Below are 19,067 nucleotides of genomic sequence, written 5' to 3'. Positions count from 1 at the left end.
CTCTTTCGGGCGCGCAGCAGCGCCACGGGTACTGGGGGAAGGGGGTGCGGGGACCTGCGGCGGGGTCAGGCCACGTCGCGGTCGCGGCCTCGCCGGCCGGCGACCCGGCCGCCGATCTGGATGCGGTCGATCCGGCCGCTGCGCGGATCGCGCAGGAAGCGGCCGGGGTGACCGGTCGCGCCGCCGGCGAGCTCGGTCACCGAGAACACGAACCCGTCGTGGACCGCGAGCCGCGCGGCCGGTTCGTCGTCGACGACCAGGTGCAGCTCGTCGCCCCGCACGACGACCGAGAAGGCGGTGTCGCCGTTGACGTACGTGCCGGTGCACTCGCCCGGGATGGACGCGCGCGGTTCGGCGTTGATCGTCGCGGCGCTGTCGGCGAGGTCGATGCCGGCCGCGCGCAGCTCGGGCAGCAGGTCGCGCCAGAGGGCGGCACCCGTCGAGGAGTTCGCGGTCAGTGCGACGACCGTGCCGGACGCGGGGTTGAGCCGCAGGTGGCAGGACGTGCCGTCGGCGGTGCCGTCGTGGCCGAACCAGCCGGTGCCGTGGCTGCGGAACAGGGCGAGCCCCAGCCCCCAGCCGTCGGCCAGGCCGAACGGGTCCGCTCCGGGCACCGGCCTGCGCATCTCGGCGAGGTGCTCGGGCGTGACCAGGCCGGGGTCGATGCCGCCGTGTCGCGGGTCGAGGTGCATCCGCGCGAGCTCGACCAGGTCCGCGGCACTCGCGGTGAGCCCGCCCGCCGGCGCCTCGACCGGCGTCAGCTCCTGCTCGACGGGCCGCACCAGCCGCAGCGCGCGGTTGACGGTGTGCCCGCTGGCGGCCGGGGTGACGTCCTCGGCGCCGGCGATGAACCCGAGCTCCAGACCGAGCGGCTTGAGCAGCACGGCGCGGAGCGCCTCCGCCCACTCCATGCCGGTGACCGCCTCGATCAGGCGTCCGACCAGGGCGTAGCCGGTGTTGGAGTAGGAGAACCCGGCTCCCGGCGGCTGCACGACGTCCCGCACGGAGGCCGCGAGCGCCGCCCGGTCGTCGGCGGCGATGAGCTCCGACTGCAGGCCGCCGGTGTGGCTCAGCAGGTGGCGGGCGGTGAGGACGTCGGCATTGGCGCCGAGGGCCTGCCGCAGCTCGGGCAGGTACTCCACGACCGGCTCGTCCAGGTCGACGTCACCGTCGGACACCAGAACCATCAACAGCGTCGCCGTGAATGTCTTGGTGATTGACCCGATGGGCACCTTGCTGTCCCGCCGGACCGCGCAACCCGTACCGTGCCGCTCTTCTCCGAACTCGAATTCAAAGGCCTCACCGCCGCACCGGACCACGAGCTGTGCGCCCGGTACGTCGTTGGCGAGAGCCGCTCGTTCGAGCACCCCGCGTAAGTGGTCCACCATCACCCTTCCGTAGAACTCCGCAAAAAGCTGAATACCCGGGCACATATAACCCGTGACAAACCTTGGTACCCGCCGCAACCGCACCTCACACAAATTCCACGCTGTCCCGAATAACATTCGGAATCCATGCACACGATCGACAGCAGGACAGCGTCGAACAACTCCGCAGATCAATGCCTGCGGAGTCCCGAAGTGAGTTCTGCGGTGTACGGCGAACTGTGCGCCGGGCCCTGCCGCAGCGGGCGCCGTTCACCTGGCCGTCGACTCCGGCCGCCCCTGCGGACAACGGCGAGTGATCAGCCGTTCTGTTCGGCCGCCATCTGTTCACGCAGGCTACGGGGCCGCATGTCGGTCCAGACGGTGTCGACGTGGTCCATGCACTCCTGCCGCGACCCCTGCTTGCCCTCGGCACGCCAGCCGTGCGGGACCTCTTTGCCCAAAGGCCACAACGAGTGTTGCTCCTCGTCGTTCACGAGGACCTGGTAGGTGTCGTCGGTCACAACTTTCTCCTTCTTCTGTCGATCGTCAGCAGCGGATGCGGACGTGCCGGAGCCCAGCCGAATCCCGATCATCCGAGGGGAACCCGCGCAGAAACCAGCCACGAACGCAATCCGAGGACAACAGTGTCTCCCCGACACTGCCGCAAACACCGCCGAAAGGAGCATTCTTGATATGTCCACATTCCGACATCAAAAGTTCATATGTTTAGGAATCTGCGACATCGGGAAGCGGGGCGTTACCCGAGAGTTCCTTGCTTTTCCCGCAGGCAGGACGGCCAGGAGCTGCCCATCGGATTCGACCCGTCAATGCGGGTAGGAGCGGTACGTGGCAAGACAACCCGCACCACAAAGGACTTCGACGGACTGTCCCGTGAATCCCCGCGGCGGAGACGTCGCCGCGGCGTTCTGTCCATCTGGAGTGGAATGACGAGCGCGGTGCCTCGGCCGACGCGAACTCAGCCGGCCGGGCACCGCGCGGCTCACACGAGCGTGCTGTCCACGAAGCACCAGCGCCAGGCCTCGCCCGGCTCGAACGAGCGGATGATCGGGTGCCCTTCCTCGGCGAAGTGCTTCGAGGCGTGCTTGGCCGGCGAGGAGTCGCAGCAGGCGACCTTGCCGCAGCCCAGGCACAGGCGCAGGTGGACCCACCTGCCTCCGGTGGCCAGGCAGTCCTCGCAGCCCTCCGTCGTGCTGGGGGTGGGCTCCGGGCCCAGGTCGGCGACGTGTTCGCAGGTGGTGGTGGTCACGGCCCGACGGTACCTCCATTGCAGCTTTCAACAACTTCTGGTGTTTGACTGGGCGCATGACGACTGCCGGTCGCGTCGCGCGGCCTTCGATTCTCACGGTGGACGACGACCCGGCCGTGTCCCGGTCGGTGGCGCGCGACCTGCGGCGGAAGTACGGCGAGCAGTACCGCGTGGTGCGGGCGGAGTCCGGGCCGCAGGCGCTGGAGGCGCTGCACGAGATCAAGCTGCGCGGTGAGGAGGTCGCGGCGCTGCTGGCCGACCACCGGATGCCGCAGATGAGCGGCATCGAGTTCCTCGAACAGGCGATGGACGTGTTCCCGCAGGCACGGCGGGTGCTGCTGACCGCCTACGCCGACACCGACGCGGCGATCCAGGCGATCAACGTCGTGGACCTCGACCACTACCTGCTCAAGCCGTGGGACCCGCCGGAGCAGAACCTCTACCCGGTGCTCGACGAGCAGCTGCGGGCGTGGGCGGTGAGCGACCGGCAGCCGCCGCAGCGGGTGCGGGTGGTCGGGCACCGCTGGTCGCCGCGGTCCTACGAGGTGCGCGACTTCCTGGCGCGCAACAACGTCCCGTTCCGCTGGCACGCGCTCGACGAGCCGGAGGCGCGCTGCCTGCTGACCGCGGCGCACCAGGACGGGACGACGCTGCCGGTCGTGGTCACGGCTTCGGGCAAGGCACTGGTCGACCCGTCCGACGCGGAGCTCGCCGCCGAGGTGGGCCTGAGCACGCAGCCGTCGGCCGACTTCTACGACCTGATCGTCGTCGGCGGCGGTCCCGCGGGCCTCGGTGCCGCGGTGTACGGCGGGTCGGAGGGCCTGCGGACCGTCCTGGTGGAACGGATCGCGACCGGCGGCCAGGCCGGTACGAGCAGCCGCATCGAGAACTACCTGGGCTTCCCGGACGGCGTGTCCGGCGGGCAGCTGACCGAACGGGCCCGCAGGCAGGCGGTGAAGTTCGGCGTGGAGCTGCTCACCACCCGTGACGTCGTCGCGCTCGAACGCCGGGGTGCCGCGCGAGTCGTGCGGTTCGGCGACGGCACCGAGCTCTCCGCCCACACCGTCATCCTCGCCACGGGGGTGTCGTACCGGTTGCTGAACGCGCCCGGCCTCGGCGAGCTGACCGGCCGGGGCGTGTACTACGGCGCCTCGACGACCGAGGGCCCGAACTGCGCGGGCCAGGACGTGTACCTGGTCGGTGGCGCGAACTCAGCGGGCCAGGCGGCCGTCTACTTCTCCGGGCACGCGCGCAAGGTCGTGATCCTGGTGCGCGGCGACTCGCTGGAGCAGTCGATGTCGCGGTACCTGATCGACCAGCTCGACGCGATCGGGAACGTGGAGGTCCGCCCCCACACCGAGGTCTGCGGCGGCGCGGGTGAGGGCCACCTGGAGACGCTGACGCTGCTGAACAACAAGACCGGCGAGACGACGGCGGTCCCGGCGAGCTGGCTGTTCGCGTTCATCGGCGCCGCCCCGCGCACGGACTGGCTGGACGGCACGCTGGAGCGCGACGAGCACGGCTTCCTGCTCGCCGGGCCCGACCTCGGCACCTCCCCGCCCGGCTGGGACCTGGAGCGGGCGCCGTACCACCTGGAGACGAGCCTGCCCGGCGTGTTCGTGGCGGGCGACGTCCGCGCGGAGTCGGTGAAGCGCGTCGCGTCCGCGGTCGGCGAGGGCGCCATGGCCGTCACGCTGGTCCACCGCTACCTGGAGAGGTCCTGATGCAGCGGCTCACCCCGGCGGAACTGCGCGAGCTGTTCCTGTTCGAGGAGCTCGACGACGCGCAGCTGGACTGGCTGGCCGCCCACGGTCACGTCGAGACCCGCGCGGCGGGCACCCCCGTGCTCACCGAGGGCGAGCCGGCGACGTGCTTCTTCGTGCTGCTGGGAGGAACCGTCGCGCTGTGCCGCACCATCGGCGGCCAGCGCATCGAGGTGAGCCGCAGCGACCTGCGCGGCTCGTACTTCGGCGCCACCCAGGCCTACCTGGAGCTCGACCAGCCCACCTACCAGATGACCGTCGAGTCGATCACGGCCACGTCGATGCTGCAGTTCGACGCCGACGAGTTCGGCCCGATGGTCCGCACGTGGTTCCCGATGGCCATGCACCTGCTGGAGGGCCTGTTCTGGGGCATGCGCAACACCCAGGCGACGGTGGGCCAGCACGAACGCCTCACCGCGCTCGGCGCGTTGTCCGCGGGTCTGACCCACGAGCTGAACAACCCGGCCGCGGCCGCCGTGCGTGCCACCGCGGCCCTGCGCGAACGCGTCGCGGGCATGCGCCACGAACTCGCCCTGCTCGCCCAGGGCGCGCTCGACCCGTCCGAACTGCCGGCGTTGGTGAAGCTGCAGGAGAAGGCGGTCGAACGGGTCGCCAAGGCACCGAAGCTCAGCCCGCTGGAGACCAGCGACGCCGAGGACGAGGTCTCCGACTGGCTCGACGACCACGGCGTCAGCGGCGGCTGGGACGTGGCACCGGTCCTGGTCGCGGGTGGCCTGGACGTCGAGTGGCTGGAGACCTCGCTGCTGCCGTGCCCGGCGGCCGTCACCGGTTCGGCCGTGCACTGGCTGCGGTACACGGTCGAGACCGAGATGCTGATGAACGAGATCGAGGACGCCACCACGCGGGTGTCCACCCTGGTCGCCGCCGCGAAGCAGTACTCGCAGATGGACCGCGCACCGTTCCAGGTGGTCGACGTGCACGAGCTGCTGGACTCCACCCTGGTCATGTTCGGCGGCAAGTTCGGCGACGTGCGGGTGGTGAAGAACTACGACCGGACACTCCCGTCCGTCCCCGCCTACGCCGGCGAGCTGAACCAGGTGTGGACGAACATGATCGACAACGCGCTGAGCGCGATGGGCGGGTCGGGCACGCTGACCTTGCGGACGTTCCGGCGGGACCGGCACCTCGTGGTGGAGATCGGTGACACCGGCCCCGGCATCCCGGCGGCGGTGCGGAGCCGGATCTTCGAGCCGTTCTTCACCACCAAACCGGTCGGTGAGGGCACCGGGCTCGGGCTGGAGATCTCCTGGCGGATCGTGGTGAACAAGCACCACGGCGACATCCGGGTGGAGTCACAGCCGGGTGACACGCGGTTCCAGGTCCTCCTTCCGCTGGAAGCTGCTGTAGGAGCCTGACCCTCCTGCGGCCGTCAAGGTGATCTCCGCGCTCCGCGGCACCACGTCGTTGCCCCGCTGGACGGGCAGTACCGCATCGGCGCGCAGCGCGGTGACCGCGTCGGCGATGTCGTCCGCGAGCCGGCGGGCGAGCACGTCGGAGAGGTCGTTGCGGCAGACGATCCGCGCGACCGTGACGTCCGCCTGGTCGGCCGGGAGTGCGTAGGTGGGCACGAGCCAGCCGCGCCGGCGGAGGCGGTCGGCGAGGTCGGTGACGCTGAAACCGGCGTCGTGGTGGGTGGTGAACGCGACCAGGGGCAGGTGGTCCGTGCGGGAGACCACCCGCAGCTCGGGGAACTGGCCGAGGTGCGCGGTCAGCGACAGGGCGAGGTCGCGGCAGCGCCGCATGACGGCCCGGTAGCCCTCCGCCCCCAGGCGGAGGAACTGGTAGTACTGCGCGATGACCGGTGCGACGGGCCGGGTGAACGACAGCGTCTGGGTGGACATGCGGCCACCGGTGTAGTCGGTCGAGAACCCGATCTCGGCGGGCACCACGCTCGGGTCGCGCCACACGATCCACCCCAGCCCCGGAGCGACGAGGCCGTACTTGTGCCCGGACGTGTTGATCGAGCTCACCCTGGGCAGCCGGAAGTCCCACACCAGCGCGGGGTCGAGGAACGGTGCCACCATCCCGCCGGAGGCCGCGTCGACGTGCACCGGCACGTCCACGCCGTCGCGGGCGCACCGCCGGTCCAGCGCGGCGCACACCTCCTGCACCGGTTCGTAGAAGCCGTCGTAGGTGGTGCCGAGCACGGTCACCACGCCGATGGTGTCGCTGTCGCACAGGTCGGCCGCGGTCTGCGGGTCGATGCCCGAACCGCCTTCGCGCACCGGGACCTGCCTCGCCTCGACGTCCCAGTAGGCGCAGAACTTCGCCCAGCACACGTGCACGGCGGTGCTCATGACCAGGTTGGGCCGCCTGCCGGAACCGCCGGCGCGGGAGCGCCACCGCATCAGCATCGCGAGCCCGCCGAGCATGCAGGCCTCGCTGGAACCGCCGGTCGACGTGCCGACCGCGCTGTCCGGGTCGGCGGCGTGCCACAGGTCGGCGAGCGCCGCGACGCACCGCTGCGCCAGGTCGGCCGTGTGCAACGGCTGCACGCCGTCGACGGTGTTGTGGTAGAGGAAGTCGGCCATCAGCCGTTCGGCCTCCGGCTCCATCCCGGTGGTGATGAACGTCGCCAGGTTCTGCTGTGGCCGCACGTCCGGGCGCAGCTCGTCCTGCACCGCCTGGTACGCCGTGCCCGCCGCCGTCGGCTCCTGCGGCAGCCGCCAGCCGGTGGAACTTCTCTGCAGCTCAAACATCACACACCTCAACTGGAGATCGGAGGAACATCAGCCGGCCGCCTTCTCGAAGCTCTTCGGCAGCGGTACGGGAACGGTCGGGGAGAGCAGGTTCTCGGCGCGCAGGTCGGACCAGACACCGGCGGGCACCTCGCCGGCGGCCATCGCGACGTTCTCGGTGACCTCGGCCGCCGACCGGGCACCGACCACGACCGCCCGCACCGCCGGGTGCCCGAACGGGAAGTGCAGCGCCGCCCGCGGGAGCGGGACGCCGTGCCGGCGGCAGACTCCGGCGATCCTGCGGGCGCGCTCGACCAGCGCGGGCGGTGCCGTCGTGTAGTCGTGCGTGGCGTCGGCAGGGACCTCGTGGCGGGCCAGCAACCCGGAGTTGAAGACACCGGCCGCCACCACGGAGACTTCCCGTTCCGCGCACAGCGACAGGAAGTCCAGGGTCGCGGCGTGTTCGAGCACCGTGTACCGGCCGGCCAGCATGACGTGGTCCAGGGGATGCGCCAACACGAACGGCTCCGCCACCTCCCACCGGTTCACGCCCACGCCGATCCCGCGGACCACGCCCTGGGCCTTCAGCTCCGCCAAGGCCGGCAACGCCTCGCGCAGGACCTGCTCGGCGTGGTCGTCCGGGTCGTGGACGTAGACGAGGTCGACCCGGTCCAGGCCGAGCCGCGTCAGCGAGGCCTCCAGCGAGCGGCGCACCCCGTCCGCGCTGAAGTCCCACACCCGGCGGTGGGTCGCGGGCACCGCGAAGCCCTCGGCCAGGTCGTCACCGCCGCTGTCACGGGGTTCCAGCAGCCTGCCGACCTTGGTGGAGATGACGAACTCCGACCGGGGCCGGTCCGCGAGCGCTGCCCCGAGCCGCCGTTCCGACAGGCCGAGGCCGTAGTGCGGGGCGGTGTCGAAGTACCGGACACCGGCCTGCCACGCGGCGTCGACGGTGGCGCGGGCGTCCACATCGGACACGGGGCGGTACAGGTTCCCCAGTGCGGACCCGCCGAGGCCGAGGCCGTGGATCACGGCAGCTCCCACACGAACTTCGCGGCCGAGCTGCCCGAGTCGTAGTCGAGCGGGGCGTCGAGGAACTCGTCCATCCTCTGCTGCCACGGGATGTCCGCCGGGTGCCCGTGCATCTTCTCCATCATGGCCGCGTAGTCGTCCACCTCGACGACGTGGAACAGGTCGAGACCGCTGCGCCAGATCCGCCACGACCGCACCCCCGCCGCGCGCAGCGCCGCGTCGAGGTCGTCGGGAATCCGGGCGTGCGCGGCCTCGTAGGCGGCTTCCTTGCCCGGCTTGAGCCTGGTGTGCAGGGCGACTGTCTCCATGGTGCCGGTACCTTCCGATCGGGTTGCCGGGGACGCGGGTCAGGGTGCGGGGGTGGACGCGGCGCGTTCGGCGAGCTTTCGCTCCACCAGCGGTTTGAGGAACGCGAGCCCTGCCCGCGCGTCGTGGTCGGGGTCGATCCCGCGGCGGTGGAACCCCGTCTCGGCCGTGAGGTAGCCGTCAAAACCCGTGTCGAGCAGGGCGTCGACCAGGCCTTCCCAGTCCTCGTCCCCGGAACCGGCCGGCAACCGCGTCTGCGTTCCCCTGGTGTCGGCGATGTGGATCTGGTGCAGGTCGCCGCCCATCAGGTGGACCTGGTCGGTGAGCGACTCCCGCCGGTAGCGGACGTGGCTGCAGTCGAACATCACCTTGACGTTCGGCCGCGCGATGTCCTCCATCAGCTCCATGGCGTCCTCGCCGCTCTCGCACAGGTTCGAGTTCTCCGCGAGCGGCTCGACCACCACCGTGAGGCCGTACTGCGCCGCGTCGTCGGCGACCAGGGCCAGGCATTCGCGCGACCACGCCCAGGCCTGCCGCCGCCGGGTGCCGAACACGACCCAGCCTGGCAGGTAGACCACCGCTCCGGCGCCCCACTCGGCGCACAGCTCGTTGATCGCGCGGTAGTGCTCCACGGTCGCTTCGCGTTCCTCGGCCATCGGAGAGCTCGGGTTGTAACCGGGTCCCCCGGTGGGCGCCGGGCCGATGCCGGAGACCTCCACGCCGTGGTCGTCGAGCAGGCTGCGCACCTCGCGCCGCCGGGCCGGGCTCAGGTACGGCGGAAAGGCGTGCGGTGCGGCGGCACCGATCTCGATGCCGTCGAAGCCGATGCGCGCCAAGCGCTTGACGGTCTCGTCCAACGTGTACGCGGGAACCCAGCTGCCGAAGCTGGAGTAGGACCAGGTGTGGTAGCCGAACTTGATCGCCATGAGCTTCCGCCTCTCGAAGGGGTCAGCGTTCGAAGAGCTCTCGGAGGTGCCCTCCGAGGAAGACGCCGTCCGGGTCCCAGGCCCTGCGCAGCTCCTGGAACCGGTCCCACTCCGGGTAGCGCGCGGCCAGCTCCCCGCCCGTGCGGAAGTGGACCTTGGCCCAGTGCGGGCGGCCGTCGAAGTCCCACAGCACCGAGTCCACGGCGCGCAGCGGTGCGACCCACCCCTCGGGGTCCCGTGCTGTCACGGGGTGCGTCACGCCGATGTGGCAGGTGGTGGCCTGCCTGCTCGGGCTGAGCCAGGCGGTGTCCGCGGCGGTGAAGCGGATGTCCACGGGTGCGCAGACGCGCAACCTGCCTCGGCGCACCTCCCCGGCCAGGGCGCGGACGGCGTCGGCCGCCCGGTCGAACGGGACGCTGTACTCGGTGCCCTGCACGGGTGGCGGCAGGTGGTGCAGGAGCGCGTCGTCGCACCGCATGACCTGCGCACCGCCCCGGCCGGCGGCCACAGCGGCCGCGTAGTGCGCGGCACCCGCGACCCGCGACGACCAGGAGTTGTTGCACAGGGCCGAAAGCAGGGCACCGGGCGGTCCCGGTGGCTGGGTCGGTGGCTCGTCCGTCGGCGCCGCCTCCCAGACGATCGCCTGGGAGGTGTGCGGGTACCACCAGAAGCCGCCGAAGTGGACTCCGCGGAACTCGTCGAGGTTCGCCAGCACCTCCGCCAGCGGCCTGCGCCGGACCACCTTGCGCAGCCGGTGGCCGGGCACGACGGTGAAGGTGAGGTCCAGGACCACGCCGAGGCACCCCAGGTGCACGCGGACGCCGTCGAGCTCCGGGTCGTCCCGCGTGATCGTGCGCACCCGGCCGTCCGCGGTGAGGATCCGCGCCGCCACGACGTGGCTGGAGAGCGTGCCGAGCCGGGGGCTGCTCCCGTGCGTGGCCGTGGCCACCACGCCGGCGACGGTCTGCTCGTCGATCGCGCTCTGGTTCGGCAACGCGAAGCCCGCCGCGGCGAGCTCCCGGTTCAGCTCGCGCATCGTCGTGCCCGCCCTCACCGTGACCGTCATGGCCGCCGGGTCGACGGCGACGACACCGCGGTGGTGGCGCAGGTCGACCAGCGTCCGGCCGGTCGGTGCGACGAGGTTCGCGTAGGAGTGCCCCGAGCCCACCACGCTGATGCCGCGTGCGCGTGCGGTGTCGTCGAGCACGATGTCGCGCAGCTGGTCCGCGGTGTCCGGAGCGAGGAGGCGGTCCGCGATGCCGCGGACCGCCCCGCTCCAGTTGGACCACGCCGTGCGCCGGTGTTCCCCGGTGGTGATCTCCGGTCCTGGTGTCACCCGCGGTGCGTCGGTCATCTCTACCTCGTGGTCAGCCGCTCGGCGAACTCGGCCGTCGTCATCCGCTCGGCCTGGCGCGACTCGAAGTACCACTCGGTGAGCCGCTTGAGACCGGTGTGGAACGGCACCTCGGGCGCCCAGCCGAGCCGCTCGAACGCCATGGCGGCGGACGCGACCCGGTTGTAGGGGCCGGTCGGCTTGTCGGGCAGCGGCTTGATCTCCGTGTCGGCCTGGCCGGTGAACTCCAGGATCATCCTGGCGGCTTCCTTGACCTGGATCGGCTCCTCGGTGCCGAGGTTGATCGCGCTGCCGTCGTGGACGCGCTCCCCGGCGAGGACCAGGCCGCGCACGATGTCCGTGACGTAGGTCCAGTTGCGGATCTGCGTCCCGTCACCCCAGACCTCGAAGGGCTTCTGCTGGATGAACGCCCGGCCCACCATGGCGGTCAGGGCGTGGCTCTCCGGGCAGCGCTCGCCGTAGACCGTGAACAGGCGGCACGACACCGACGGGAACCCGAGCTCGGCGTGGAGCGCGGCGAGCCGCTGCTCGGTCATCAGCTTGGCCCAGCCGTAGATCCCGTCCGCGTGGAACGGCGGCCCCACCTGCGGTTCCGAGAGCCGGACCTCCTCGTTCACGTCGGCCTGCAGGTCGACCGGGTAGACGCAGCCGGAGGAGGCGAAGACGAAGTTCTCCACGCCCGCGTCGACCGCCGCCTGCGAGACCACGCCGTCCAGGACGAAGTTGCGCGAGCACGCGGCCTGGTGCAGCTCGATGAACCCTCTGCCGCCGTGGATCGCGGCGAGGTGGAAGACGACGTCGATGCCGCGCATCACCTCGGCGGCGAGCCGCGGGTCGCAGAGGTCGCCCTCCACGAACTCCCAGGCGGACTCCGGAACGTCGCTGAGGTTCTCCAGACGTCCCGAGCTGAGGTCGTCGGCGACGCGCACCCTGGCACCGGCACCGACGAGGTGCTCCACCAGGTGCGATCCGATGAACGAGCAGCCACCGGTGACCAGCACTCTTTTGCCGCGCCAGAATTCCTGCTGGGTCATGAGGAGATTCCATTCGTGAGATCGGGGTGACGGGTATTTCTGCGCGGCTGCCGGTGGGAGTTCTCGCCCGGCAGCCGGCCGTCGGCTGAAGGGAGTGTGTGACAGCCGGCATCGATCATCCAGAGCCCGTTCCAGTGTTCGGGACGGAATTCCGGCCGGGTCCGGCGGAGCGGAGTTCGTCCCACCGAACGGGACGGGAGGTGGTCCGGTGCGCAACAGGTCCATACCTTCCAGCGCGAACGCGATCACCGGAAGGCGGAGGACGATGCCTGGACCGCTCAACCCCGTGCAGTCGGACGCACTGCCCGCGGCACCCGTGCTCGACTGGCGCGACGGCCCCGGCACCGGAGGCCACGCCTGGGTGCCCGAGGAGCTCTACCGCGAGATCCTGGAACGGATGCCCGTCGTCTGCGTCGACACGCTCGTCGTCCGCGCCGGCGAGGCGCTGCTCACCCGGCGCAGCCAGGAACCCCAGGCGGGTTCCCTGTGGTTGCAGGGCGGGCGCATGCGCAAGGGCGAGCAGCTCGCCGAGGCCGCGGTGCGCACGGCCGAGCAGGAGTCAGGGCTGAGCGTGACCCTGTGCGGTGTGCTGGGGACGTTCTCCACCGTCTTCGAGGCCTCCGCGCACGGCGACTCCCCCACCCACACCGTCAACGTCACCTTCCTCGCCCAGGCCGAGCACGACGCCCGGCCGCGGGTCGACAGCACGCACGACGCCTTCGTCTGGTGGCCGCTGACGGAGCCCACCGGGAACGCCTACCTCGACCAGCTCCTCGCGCTGGCGGCGGAGCAGCTGGGCGTCGCCGGGCGGAGCTGAATTCACCCGGTGTCGCAATTCTGTGAATGTGCGCGGCATTCCGGTATTCGGCAATGGCGATTTCCTCGGACGACCCAACGGTTGGAACGCGGGCTTCTGGCATTGCCGCGACGTCATTAGCTTGGACTTCAATCCCTGCTCTGCCCGATGACGGGCGCGTCGAAACGGAGTCCTCGGTGTTCGCAGTGCATGTCCTTCCTGATGATCTCGGCCGATTCGCTGGATCGAGCGGCGATCTCAACCCGTTGCACCTGGACGCGGACTACGCGTCCAGGAGCGGGTTCGGCGCGGAGGTGGCGCAGGGCGCGCTCACCGTCCTCCACGCGGTGGCGGGCCTGCCCCCGCAGGACGCTGCGGCGGTGCGGCGGGTCCGGGCGCGCTTCCACGCCGCGGTCTACCCGGCGCAGTCGTACTCCCTGGACGTGGCGCGCACCGGGAACGGGGGTGTGCGGCTGGAGGTGTCGGACGGCGGGCAGCCGGTCGCGACCGTGGACGTCGAACTGGGCGGCACGGTCGGCGCCGGGGTCGGCGCGGTGCGCGTGGGATCGGGAGAACGCAGGCAGCAGGCCGCTGACCGGGTCCCGGCGGAGCTCCGGGTGGGACAGCGCATCCCGGTGTCCTACCGCAGCGATCCCGGTGACTTCACGAGCCTGCTCGACCGCATCGGCAGCGGTGTGCGGGAAGAGGTCGCGCGGCTGCTCGGCTGGGCGAGCTACCTGGCGGGCATGGAGGTCCCCGGCCGGCAGTCGCTCATCTCCTCGCTGACCGTCGAGCTCGACCCGGCCGCGACCGGCGACGGCTCGATCCACGTCACGGCCGTGGACGAACGCCGTGACATGGTGCGGTTCGGCGGTGCCCTGCCCGGTCTGGGGCGCGTCGAGCTGGCCGTCGTCGCCAGGGCCGTTCCGGCCGAACCGGACGCGCACGTCCTCGCCGCCGCCCTCGCCGGCCAGGACGTCGAGCTGGAGGGCAAGGTCGCCGTGGTCACCGGTGGCAGCCGCGGCTTCGGTGCCGCGTTCGCCGCCGCACTGGCCCTGCGCGGTGCGCACGTGTACGTCACCCACCGCCGGGACCCCGGTTTCCCGCCGGAGCTGCTGGCCGGTCTGGGAACGGCCGCCGAGCGCGTGCACGCGGTGCGTTCCGACGCGGCCGACCCCGCCGGGTGCGCACGGCTGCGCGACCACGTGCTCGCCCGGGAGGGCAGGCTGGACCTGGTGGTGCTCAACGCGTTCCCGAGCTTCCAGCCGCTGTTGCCGGGACCGGACACCGCCGAGCGCGCCGCCGAGTACGTCGCCACGGCCGTCACCGCGGTGTCCGCGCCGCTGTCCGCTCTGGCCGAGCCGCTGTCGGCGGCCGGTGGTCAGGTCGTGCTCGTGTCCAGTGACGTGGTCGCCGGTGCCGCGCGGACCTGGCAGCACTACGTGGACGCCAAGCTCCGCTGCGAAGAGCTGCTGCGCACGACGATCAGCGGGCACCCCGGTCTCGGCGGGCTGGTCCTGCGGCCCCCGAGGATGGACACCGGGTTCTCGCCGACCGTTCGCGGGGTCGTCGACGGGCTCGCCGTCGAAGCGGTCGCCGCGGCCGCTGTGGGCGGGCTCGGTCAGGTGAGCGCCGGCCGGGTCGAGGTGCTGGAGTCCTTCGCACCCGCAGGCGCACCTGCGGCCCCTGGTGTGCCGCCGACGGCGAACGCCGCCGCACCCTCGCCCGAGCCGACCACGGACCCCGCGGCGGACGGCGCCGTGCTCGCCGTCGCCGCGACCTTCACCACCGACCCGCTGGCGGCGCCCCTCACCGCGTGGTGCCGCGACCTCGGTCTCGGCCTGCGCCCGGTGCTCGCGCCGTTCGGCCAGGTGTTCCAGGAGCTGCTCGACCCCGCCGGCACCCTCGGGTCCGCGCGGTCGGGATGTGCGGTGGTGCTGGTGCGCTTCGACGACTGGCCGGCCGAGGAGACCGAGCGCACCCTGGGCGAGCTCGCGGAGGCCGTGCGGTCGTTCGCCGCACGGGCCCGCGTCCCGCTGCTGCTCCGCGTCTGCCCCAGCCCGTCGGTCACCGGCGCGGACCCGCGCCAGCACCGGCTCTTCGCCGACCTGGGCGACATCCCCGGGGTGCACCTGCTCGGCGCCGAGGACTGGCACGGTGGCACCGATCCCGGCGACGTGCACGACGAGGCCCGCTACCGCATGGCGCACCTCGCCTACACGCCGGCGGGGTACGACGCCCTGGCCACGGGGATCGCCCGCTCGGTGCACGCCCTGCTCGCCCGGCCGTTCAAGGTGCTCGTCCTCGACTGCGACAACACCCTGTGGGCTGGTGTGGCCGGCGAGGACGGCCCGGAAGGGGTCCGGCTCACCGGCGGTCACCGCCACGTGCAGGAGTGGGCCGTCGCCCTGCGCGAGCAGGGGGTGCTGCTCGCCCTCGCCAGCAAGAACGACCCGGAGACCGTGGACGCGGTCTTCCGCGCCCGCCCCGAGTTCCCGTTGCGGTCCGACCACGTCGCCGCGCGGGCGATCGGGTGGGACCCCAAGCCCGTCGGCCTGGCGCGGCTGGCCGCGGAGCTGAACCTCGGCCTCGACAGCTTCGTCTTCCTCGACGACAACCCGGTGGAGGTCGCCCAGGTCCGTGCCGCGTGCCCCGGCGTGCTGGCGCTCACCGTGCCCGCCGACGAGGAGGAGATCAAGCCGTTCCTGGACCGGGTGTGGGCCTTCGACCGCCTGGTGGTGACGGAGGAGGACCGCGGTCGCGCGGCCGCCTACGACGCCAACCGGGACCGCGGTGAGCTGCGCCGGTCCTCGCTGACCTTCGCCGACTTCATCGCGGGCCTCGACCTGGTCGTGGACATCACGCCCGCGGCGGAGGCGGACCTGCGCCGGGTCGCGCAGATGACCCAGCGCACCAACCAGTTCAACTTCAGCACCGTGCGCAGGCAGGAGAACGAGCTGCGCGCCCTGCTGGCGGAACCGGGCGTGCGCTGCCAGGTGGTGCGCGCCACCGACCGCTTCGGCGACCACGGCGTCGTGGGCGCGGTGATCAGCCGGCAGGACACCGACGAGCTGGTCGTGGACACGTTCCTGCTCAGCTGCCGGGTGCTCGGCAGGGGCGTGGAGCACCAGGTCCTGGCGTCGCTCGGCTCGGGCACGGCCGTGAAGATCCGCCTGCCCTACGTGCCCACGGCCAAGAACGAGCCCGCCCGGCGCTTCCTCGACGGCGTCGCCGACGGGGCACCGGCGGCCGGGGGCACCGACTACCTGCTGACGGCGGAGCAGGCCGCCGAGGTCCGCTTCGACCCGGAGTCGGCCGTCCTGGCGGACGACGCCCCCGCGGCCACCGCGGTCGCGGTGGTCGACGCGGGACCGCGGCTGAGCACGCTCGCCGCACTGGCCGAGAACCCGGCAGGCGCCCGTGAACCCGGCGAGGTCGCGGGTGTCGAGCAGCACGACGCCCTTGCGCTCGTGATCGACGCGCTGACCGACGTGCTCGCACTGCCTCGGGGAGCGGTGACGGCGGACAGCGCGCTGGCCGGTCTCGGTGCCTCGTCGCTCGCCCTGGTCGAGGCCGCGGTCGCGTTGCAGGCGCACTTCGGTGCCCTGGAGCTGGAGGTGTTCTACGAGCACCGCACCGTCGGCGACCTCGCCGCCTCCCTCGGCCCGGTCGTCCACCGGCCGCAGTCGTCCGCCGCCGCTCCGGCGGAGGACGTGGAGCCCCTCGTGGACGGCCTGGTCCGCGGTGCGCAGCAGGCGCTGGAGGCGTTCCACGCGCTCGGACAGGAGCAGGTCGACCACATCGTGGCGAAGGCGGCGCGTGCCGCCGCCGCGAGCCACCTGGACCTCGCCGTGCTGGCGGTCGCCGAGACGGAGCGCGGAGTCGTCGAGGACAAGGCGGTGAAGAACCTCTTCGCCGCGGAGCACGTCACCAACAGCATGACCGGCATGCGCACCGCGGGAGAGGTCCGCCGCGACGAGCTCACCGGCCTGGTGGAGATCGCCGAACCCGTCGGTGTGGTGTGTGCGATCACGCCCGTCACGAACCCGACCTCGACCGTCGTGTTCAAGGCCCTGATCGCGCTCAAGACCAGGAACCCGATCATCTTCGCCTTCCACCACCTGGCGCCCCGCTGCGGTGCCGAGGCGGCCCGCATCGTGCGCGACGCCGCCGTCGCGGCCGGTGCGCCCGCGCACTGCGTGCAGTGGGTGGAGACGCCCAGGCGTGCGGTCACGCAGGCGCTGATGAACCACGACGGCGTCTCGCTCGTGCTGGCCACCGGCGGCAACGACGTCGTGCGCGCCGCGCACTCGGCCGGCAAGCCGGCGATCGGCGTGGGAGCGGGCAACGTGCCCGCGTTCATCGCCGCCGACGCCGACCTGGCCCGCGCCGCGCACGACGTCGTTCTGTCGAAGAGCTTCGACAACGGCATGACGTGCGCAGCCGAGCAGACGCTGCTGATCGACACCGGGGTGTGGGACCAGGCTGTGGACAGCCTGCGGACCCGGCTCGCGCACGTGCTGACCGCGCAGGAGAAGCGCGCGCTGGAGGACTTCCTGTTCGGCCCGGACGCGCGCAGGGAGGGCAAGGTGTCCGTCAACCCGGCCGCCTCCGGCCGTTCGGCGCACTGGATCGCCGGCCGCGCCGGGTTCAGCGTCCCCGAGCACACCACGCTCCTGCTCGCCGAGGTCGGTGACATCGGCCCGGACGAACCGCTGACCAGGGAGAAGCCGTGCCCGGTGGTCGCGCTGCTGCGCGTGGCAGGGGCCGAGGAGGGCATCCGGCGGGCCGCTGAGGTCGTCGAGTTCCACGGCAGGGGCCACACGGCGGTCGTGCACACCGCCGACGAGCGGCTGGCTGAGCGGTTCGGCAAGGGCGTCAAGGCCGTGCGGGTGGTGTGGAACTCACCGGCGGCGCAGGGCGGCATCGGTGACCTCTACAACGCGTTCCTGCCGTCGATGACCCTCGGCTGCGGCAGCTACGGCGGCAACTCGGTCTCCGGCAACGTGACCGCGGCGAACCTGCTCAACATCCGCCGCATCGCCCGCCGCAACAACAACATCCAGTGGTTCAAGGTGCCGCCGAAGATCTACTTCGAGCCGAACTCGATCCGCTACCTCGGCGAGATGACCGGGGTGCACCGGGTGAGCATCGTGACCGGTCGCACGGTGGCCAAGCTCGGCTACGCGGACAAGGTGCGGTCCGTGCTGGCCGGCCGCTCCGAGCCCGTGGCCGTCCAGCTGATCGACTTCGTCGAGCCGGAACCGTCGCTGCAGACCGTGCAGCGCGGTGCGGAGATGATGCGCGAGTTCCAGCCGGACACCATCGTGGCCATCGGTGGCGGGTCCTCTTTGGACGCCGGGAAGCTCATGTGGCTGTGGTACGAGCACCCCGAGGTCGACTTCGCCGAGGCGAGGGGCCGGTTCGCCGACATCCGCAAGCGCCTCTACCGCTTCCCCGAACCGGAGCGCGCCAAGCTCGTGTGCGTGCCGACGACGTCGGGCAGCGGTTCGGAGGTCACCCCGTTCGCGGTGGTCACCGACCGGGAGACGGGCCGCAAGTACCCGCTGGCTGACTACGCGCTGACCCCGAGCGTGGCCATCGTCGACCCGGTGCTCGTGCGCTCGCTGCCCGCCGGGCTCGCGGCGGACTCCGGGTTCGACGCGCTCACCCACGCGACCGAGGCGTACGTCTCCGTCTACAGCAACGACTTCACCGACGGGCTGTGCCTGCAGGCGATCAAGCTGATCTTCGAGAACCTCGAGGACTCCGTGCTGCTCGGAGCGGAGAAGGCACAGGAGGCCATGCACAACGCGGCCACCATCGCCGGCATGGCCTTCGGCAGCGCGTTCCTGGGCATCGTCCACGCCATGTCGCACACGCTCGGCGCGACCTTCGGCCTGGCGCACGGCCGGACCAACGCGCTGTTGCTGCCGCACGTGATCCGCTACAACGGCCAGCCCCCCGCGAAGCTCACCGGCTGGCCCAAGTACGAGAACTACCAGGCACCGCAACGCTTCCAGCACATCGCCCGCACCCTGGGACTGCCCGCGGCCACGCCGGAGGAGGGAGTGCGCTCCTACGCCGCCGCGATCGAACGGCTGCGCTCGGCCGTCGGGCTGCCCGCCTCGTTCGCGGAGGCGGGGGTGCCCGAGGCGGCGTTCCTGAGCTCGCTGCCGCAGCAGGCCCTCAACGCGTTCGACGACCAGTGTGCTCCGGCCAACCCCAGGCAGCCGGTCCTGGCCGACATGGAGGAGCTGATGCGCACCGCCTACGCCAACGGGGCGGTGGACCTGGAAGACGTGCGCGCCGCGGCCCACAGCGGCCGCTGATCCGGTCCCGGTGGGTCCGCCCCGCGCGGACCCACCGGGATTGTGGCGTTTCGAGACGTGACTCTCCGGGTCACGTCTCGTTTGGGGTGCCCGGGACGTGATCGCGGAGGCAGACCCCGGGGGCCAGGCGGGCAGTGCGCAATCGGGCGCACTCCTGCCCGCCGTGCCGAAGTCGCGCGGCGAACTCGCCT

General features: G+C 71.8%; 13 protein-coding genes. 4 read left to right on the top strand and 9 right to left on the bottom strand.

Going from position 1 to position 19,067, the window contains the following annotated elements:
• Nucleotides 1-65: 65 nt before the first annotated feature.
• From ACZ7CF_RS37770 to ACZ7CF_RS37760, 3 genes are all read right to left on the bottom strand, one after another.
• Entirely contained in the window at nt 66-1,388 is a 1,323-nt protein-coding gene (locus ACZ7CF_RS37770) for a serine hydrolase domain-containing protein (protein ID WP_470372074.1), read from the bottom strand.
• A 296-nt stretch (nt 1,389-1,684) separates the two neighbouring features.
• Nucleotides 1,685-1,888 (bottom strand): MbtH family protein, encoded by a 204-nt coding sequence (locus ACZ7CF_RS37765; protein WP_360400043.1) that lies wholly within the window; start codon nt 1,886-1,888, stop codon nt 1,685-1,687.
• 479 nt (nt 1,889-2,367) lie between these two features.
• On the bottom strand, nt 2,368-2,634 hold the full coding sequence (locus tag ACZ7CF_RS37760; protein ID WP_360400046.1) for a UBP-type zinc finger domain-containing protein: 267 nt from the start codon (nt 2,632-2,634) through the stop codon (nt 2,368-2,370).
• Between the two features lie 56 nt (nt 2,635-2,690).
• Between ACZ7CF_RS37760 and ACZ7CF_RS37755 the strand changes: the two genes are divergently transcribed.
• Nucleotides 2,691-4,358 carry an NAD(P)/FAD-dependent oxidoreductase gene (locus ACZ7CF_RS37755; protein ID WP_470372073.1) on the top strand — a complete coding sequence of 556 codons (1,668 nt, stop codon included), beginning with the start codon at nt 2,691-2,693 and terminating at the stop codon, nt 4,356-4,358.
• Nucleotides 4,358-5,773: an ATP-binding protein gene (locus ACZ7CF_RS37750; protein ID WP_470372072.1), complete on the top strand. Its 1,416-nt coding sequence runs from the start codon at nt 4,358-4,360 to the stop codon at nt 5,771-5,773. The genes ACZ7CF_RS37755 and ACZ7CF_RS37750 overlap by 1 nt, the downstream gene beginning before the upstream one ends.
• On the opposite strand, the gene ACZ7CF_RS37745 is transcribed toward ACZ7CF_RS37750, so the two are convergent.
• Genes ACZ7CF_RS37745 through ACZ7CF_RS37720 form a run of 6 tightly spaced genes read right to left on the bottom strand, consistent with a single transcriptional unit; the run spans nt 5,711 to nt 11,748 of the window.
• The gene (locus ACZ7CF_RS37745; protein ID WP_470372071.1) at nt 5,711-7,117 is read right to left on the bottom strand and encodes a glutamate decarboxylase; all 1,407 of its coding nucleotides are present in this window, start codon (nt 7,115-7,117) and stop codon (nt 5,711-5,713) included. The two genes, ACZ7CF_RS37750 and ACZ7CF_RS37745, sit on opposite strands and share 63 nt — an antisense overlap.
• Nucleotides 7,118-7,147: 30 nt before the next feature.
• Nucleotides 7,148-8,128, bottom strand: a complete 981-nt coding sequence (locus ACZ7CF_RS37740) for an aldo/keto reductase (protein ID WP_470372070.1) — start codon at nt 8,126-8,128, stop codon at nt 7,148-7,150.
• On the bottom strand, nt 8,125-8,436 hold the full coding sequence (locus tag ACZ7CF_RS37735; protein ID WP_470372069.1) for an L-rhamnose mutarotase: 312 nt from the start codon (nt 8,434-8,436) through the stop codon (nt 8,125-8,127). The genes ACZ7CF_RS37740 and ACZ7CF_RS37735 overlap by 4 nt, the downstream gene beginning before the upstream one ends.
• A gap of 39 nt (nt 8,437-8,475) precedes the next feature.
• A complete protein-coding gene (locus ACZ7CF_RS37730) occupies nt 8,476-9,360 on the bottom strand; it encodes a sugar phosphate isomerase/epimerase family protein (RefSeq protein ID WP_470372068.1) in 885 nt (294 codons plus the stop codon).
• 22 nt (nt 9,361-9,382) lie between these two features.
• Nucleotides 9,383-10,714, bottom strand: a complete 1,332-nt coding sequence (locus ACZ7CF_RS37725) for a D-arabinono-1,4-lactone oxidase (protein WP_458432983.1) — start codon at nt 10,712-10,714, stop codon at nt 9,383-9,385.
• A gap of 2 nt (nt 10,715-10,716) precedes the next feature.
• Complete coding sequence (locus ACZ7CF_RS37720; protein WP_360400070.1) at nt 10,717-11,748, bottom strand: NAD-dependent epimerase/dehydratase family protein; 1,032 nt, start codon at nt 11,746-11,748, stop codon at nt 10,717-10,719.
• Between the two features lie 265 nt (nt 11,749-12,013).
• Here ACZ7CF_RS37720 and ACZ7CF_RS37715 point away from each other — a divergent pair, with 265 nt between their 5' ends.
• Nucleotides 12,014-12,565, top strand: a complete 552-nt coding sequence (locus ACZ7CF_RS37715) for an NUDIX domain-containing protein (protein ID WP_470372067.1) — start codon at nt 12,014-12,016, stop codon at nt 12,563-12,565.
• A gap of 176 nt (nt 12,566-12,741) precedes the next feature.
• Nucleotides 12,742-18,876, top strand: a complete 6,135-nt coding sequence (adhE, locus tag ACZ7CF_RS37710; protein WP_470372066.1) for a bifunctional acetaldehyde-CoA/alcohol dehydrogenase — start codon at nt 12,742-12,744, stop codon at nt 18,874-18,876.
• The last annotated feature ends 191 nt before the right edge of the window (nt 18,877-19,067 follow it).

The sequence above is a fragment of the Lentzea sp. NPDC036955 genome, from assembly GCF_055608005.1.
The sequence above is the reverse complement of the archived record's forward strand: the minus strand, read 5'-3'. Positions and strand labels throughout refer to the sequence as shown.

Excerpts from the sequence above, each read along its gene's own strand:
- ACZ7CF_RS37750 (WP_470372072.1), top strand. The coding sequence starts at position 4,358 with ATGCAGCGGCTCACCCCGGCGGAACTGCGCGAGCTGTTCCTGTTCGAG.
- ACZ7CF_RS37735 (WP_470372069.1), bottom strand. The coding sequence starts at position 8,436 with ATGGAGACAGTCGCCCTGCACACCAGGCTCAAGCCGGGCAAGGAAGCC.
- ACZ7CF_RS37730 (WP_470372068.1), bottom strand. The coding sequence starts at position 9,360 with ATGGCGATCAAGTTCGGCTACCACACCTGGTCCTACTCCAGCTTCGGC.
- ACZ7CF_RS37725 (WP_458432983.1), bottom strand. The coding sequence starts at position 10,714 with ATGACCGACGCACCGCGGGTGACACCAGGACCGGAGATCACCACCGGG.
- ACZ7CF_RS37770 (WP_470372074.1), bottom strand. The coding sequence starts at position 1,388 with ATGGTGGACCACTTACGCGGGGTGCTCGAACGAGCGGCTCTCGCCAAC.
- ACZ7CF_RS37745 (WP_470372071.1), bottom strand. The coding sequence starts at position 7,117 with ATGTTTGAGCTGCAGAGAAGTTCCACCGGCTGGCGGCTGCCGCAGGAG.
- ACZ7CF_RS37720 (WP_360400070.1), bottom strand. The coding sequence starts at position 11,748 with ATGACCCAGCAGGAATTCTGGCGCGGCAAAAGAGTGCTGGTCACCGGT.
- ACZ7CF_RS37755 (WP_470372073.1), top strand. The coding sequence starts at position 2,691 with ATGACGACTGCCGGTCGCGTCGCGCGGCCTTCGATTCTCACGGTGGAC.
- ACZ7CF_RS37715 (WP_470372067.1), top strand. The coding sequence starts at position 12,014 with ATGCCTGGACCGCTCAACCCCGTGCAGTCGGACGCACTGCCCGCGGCA.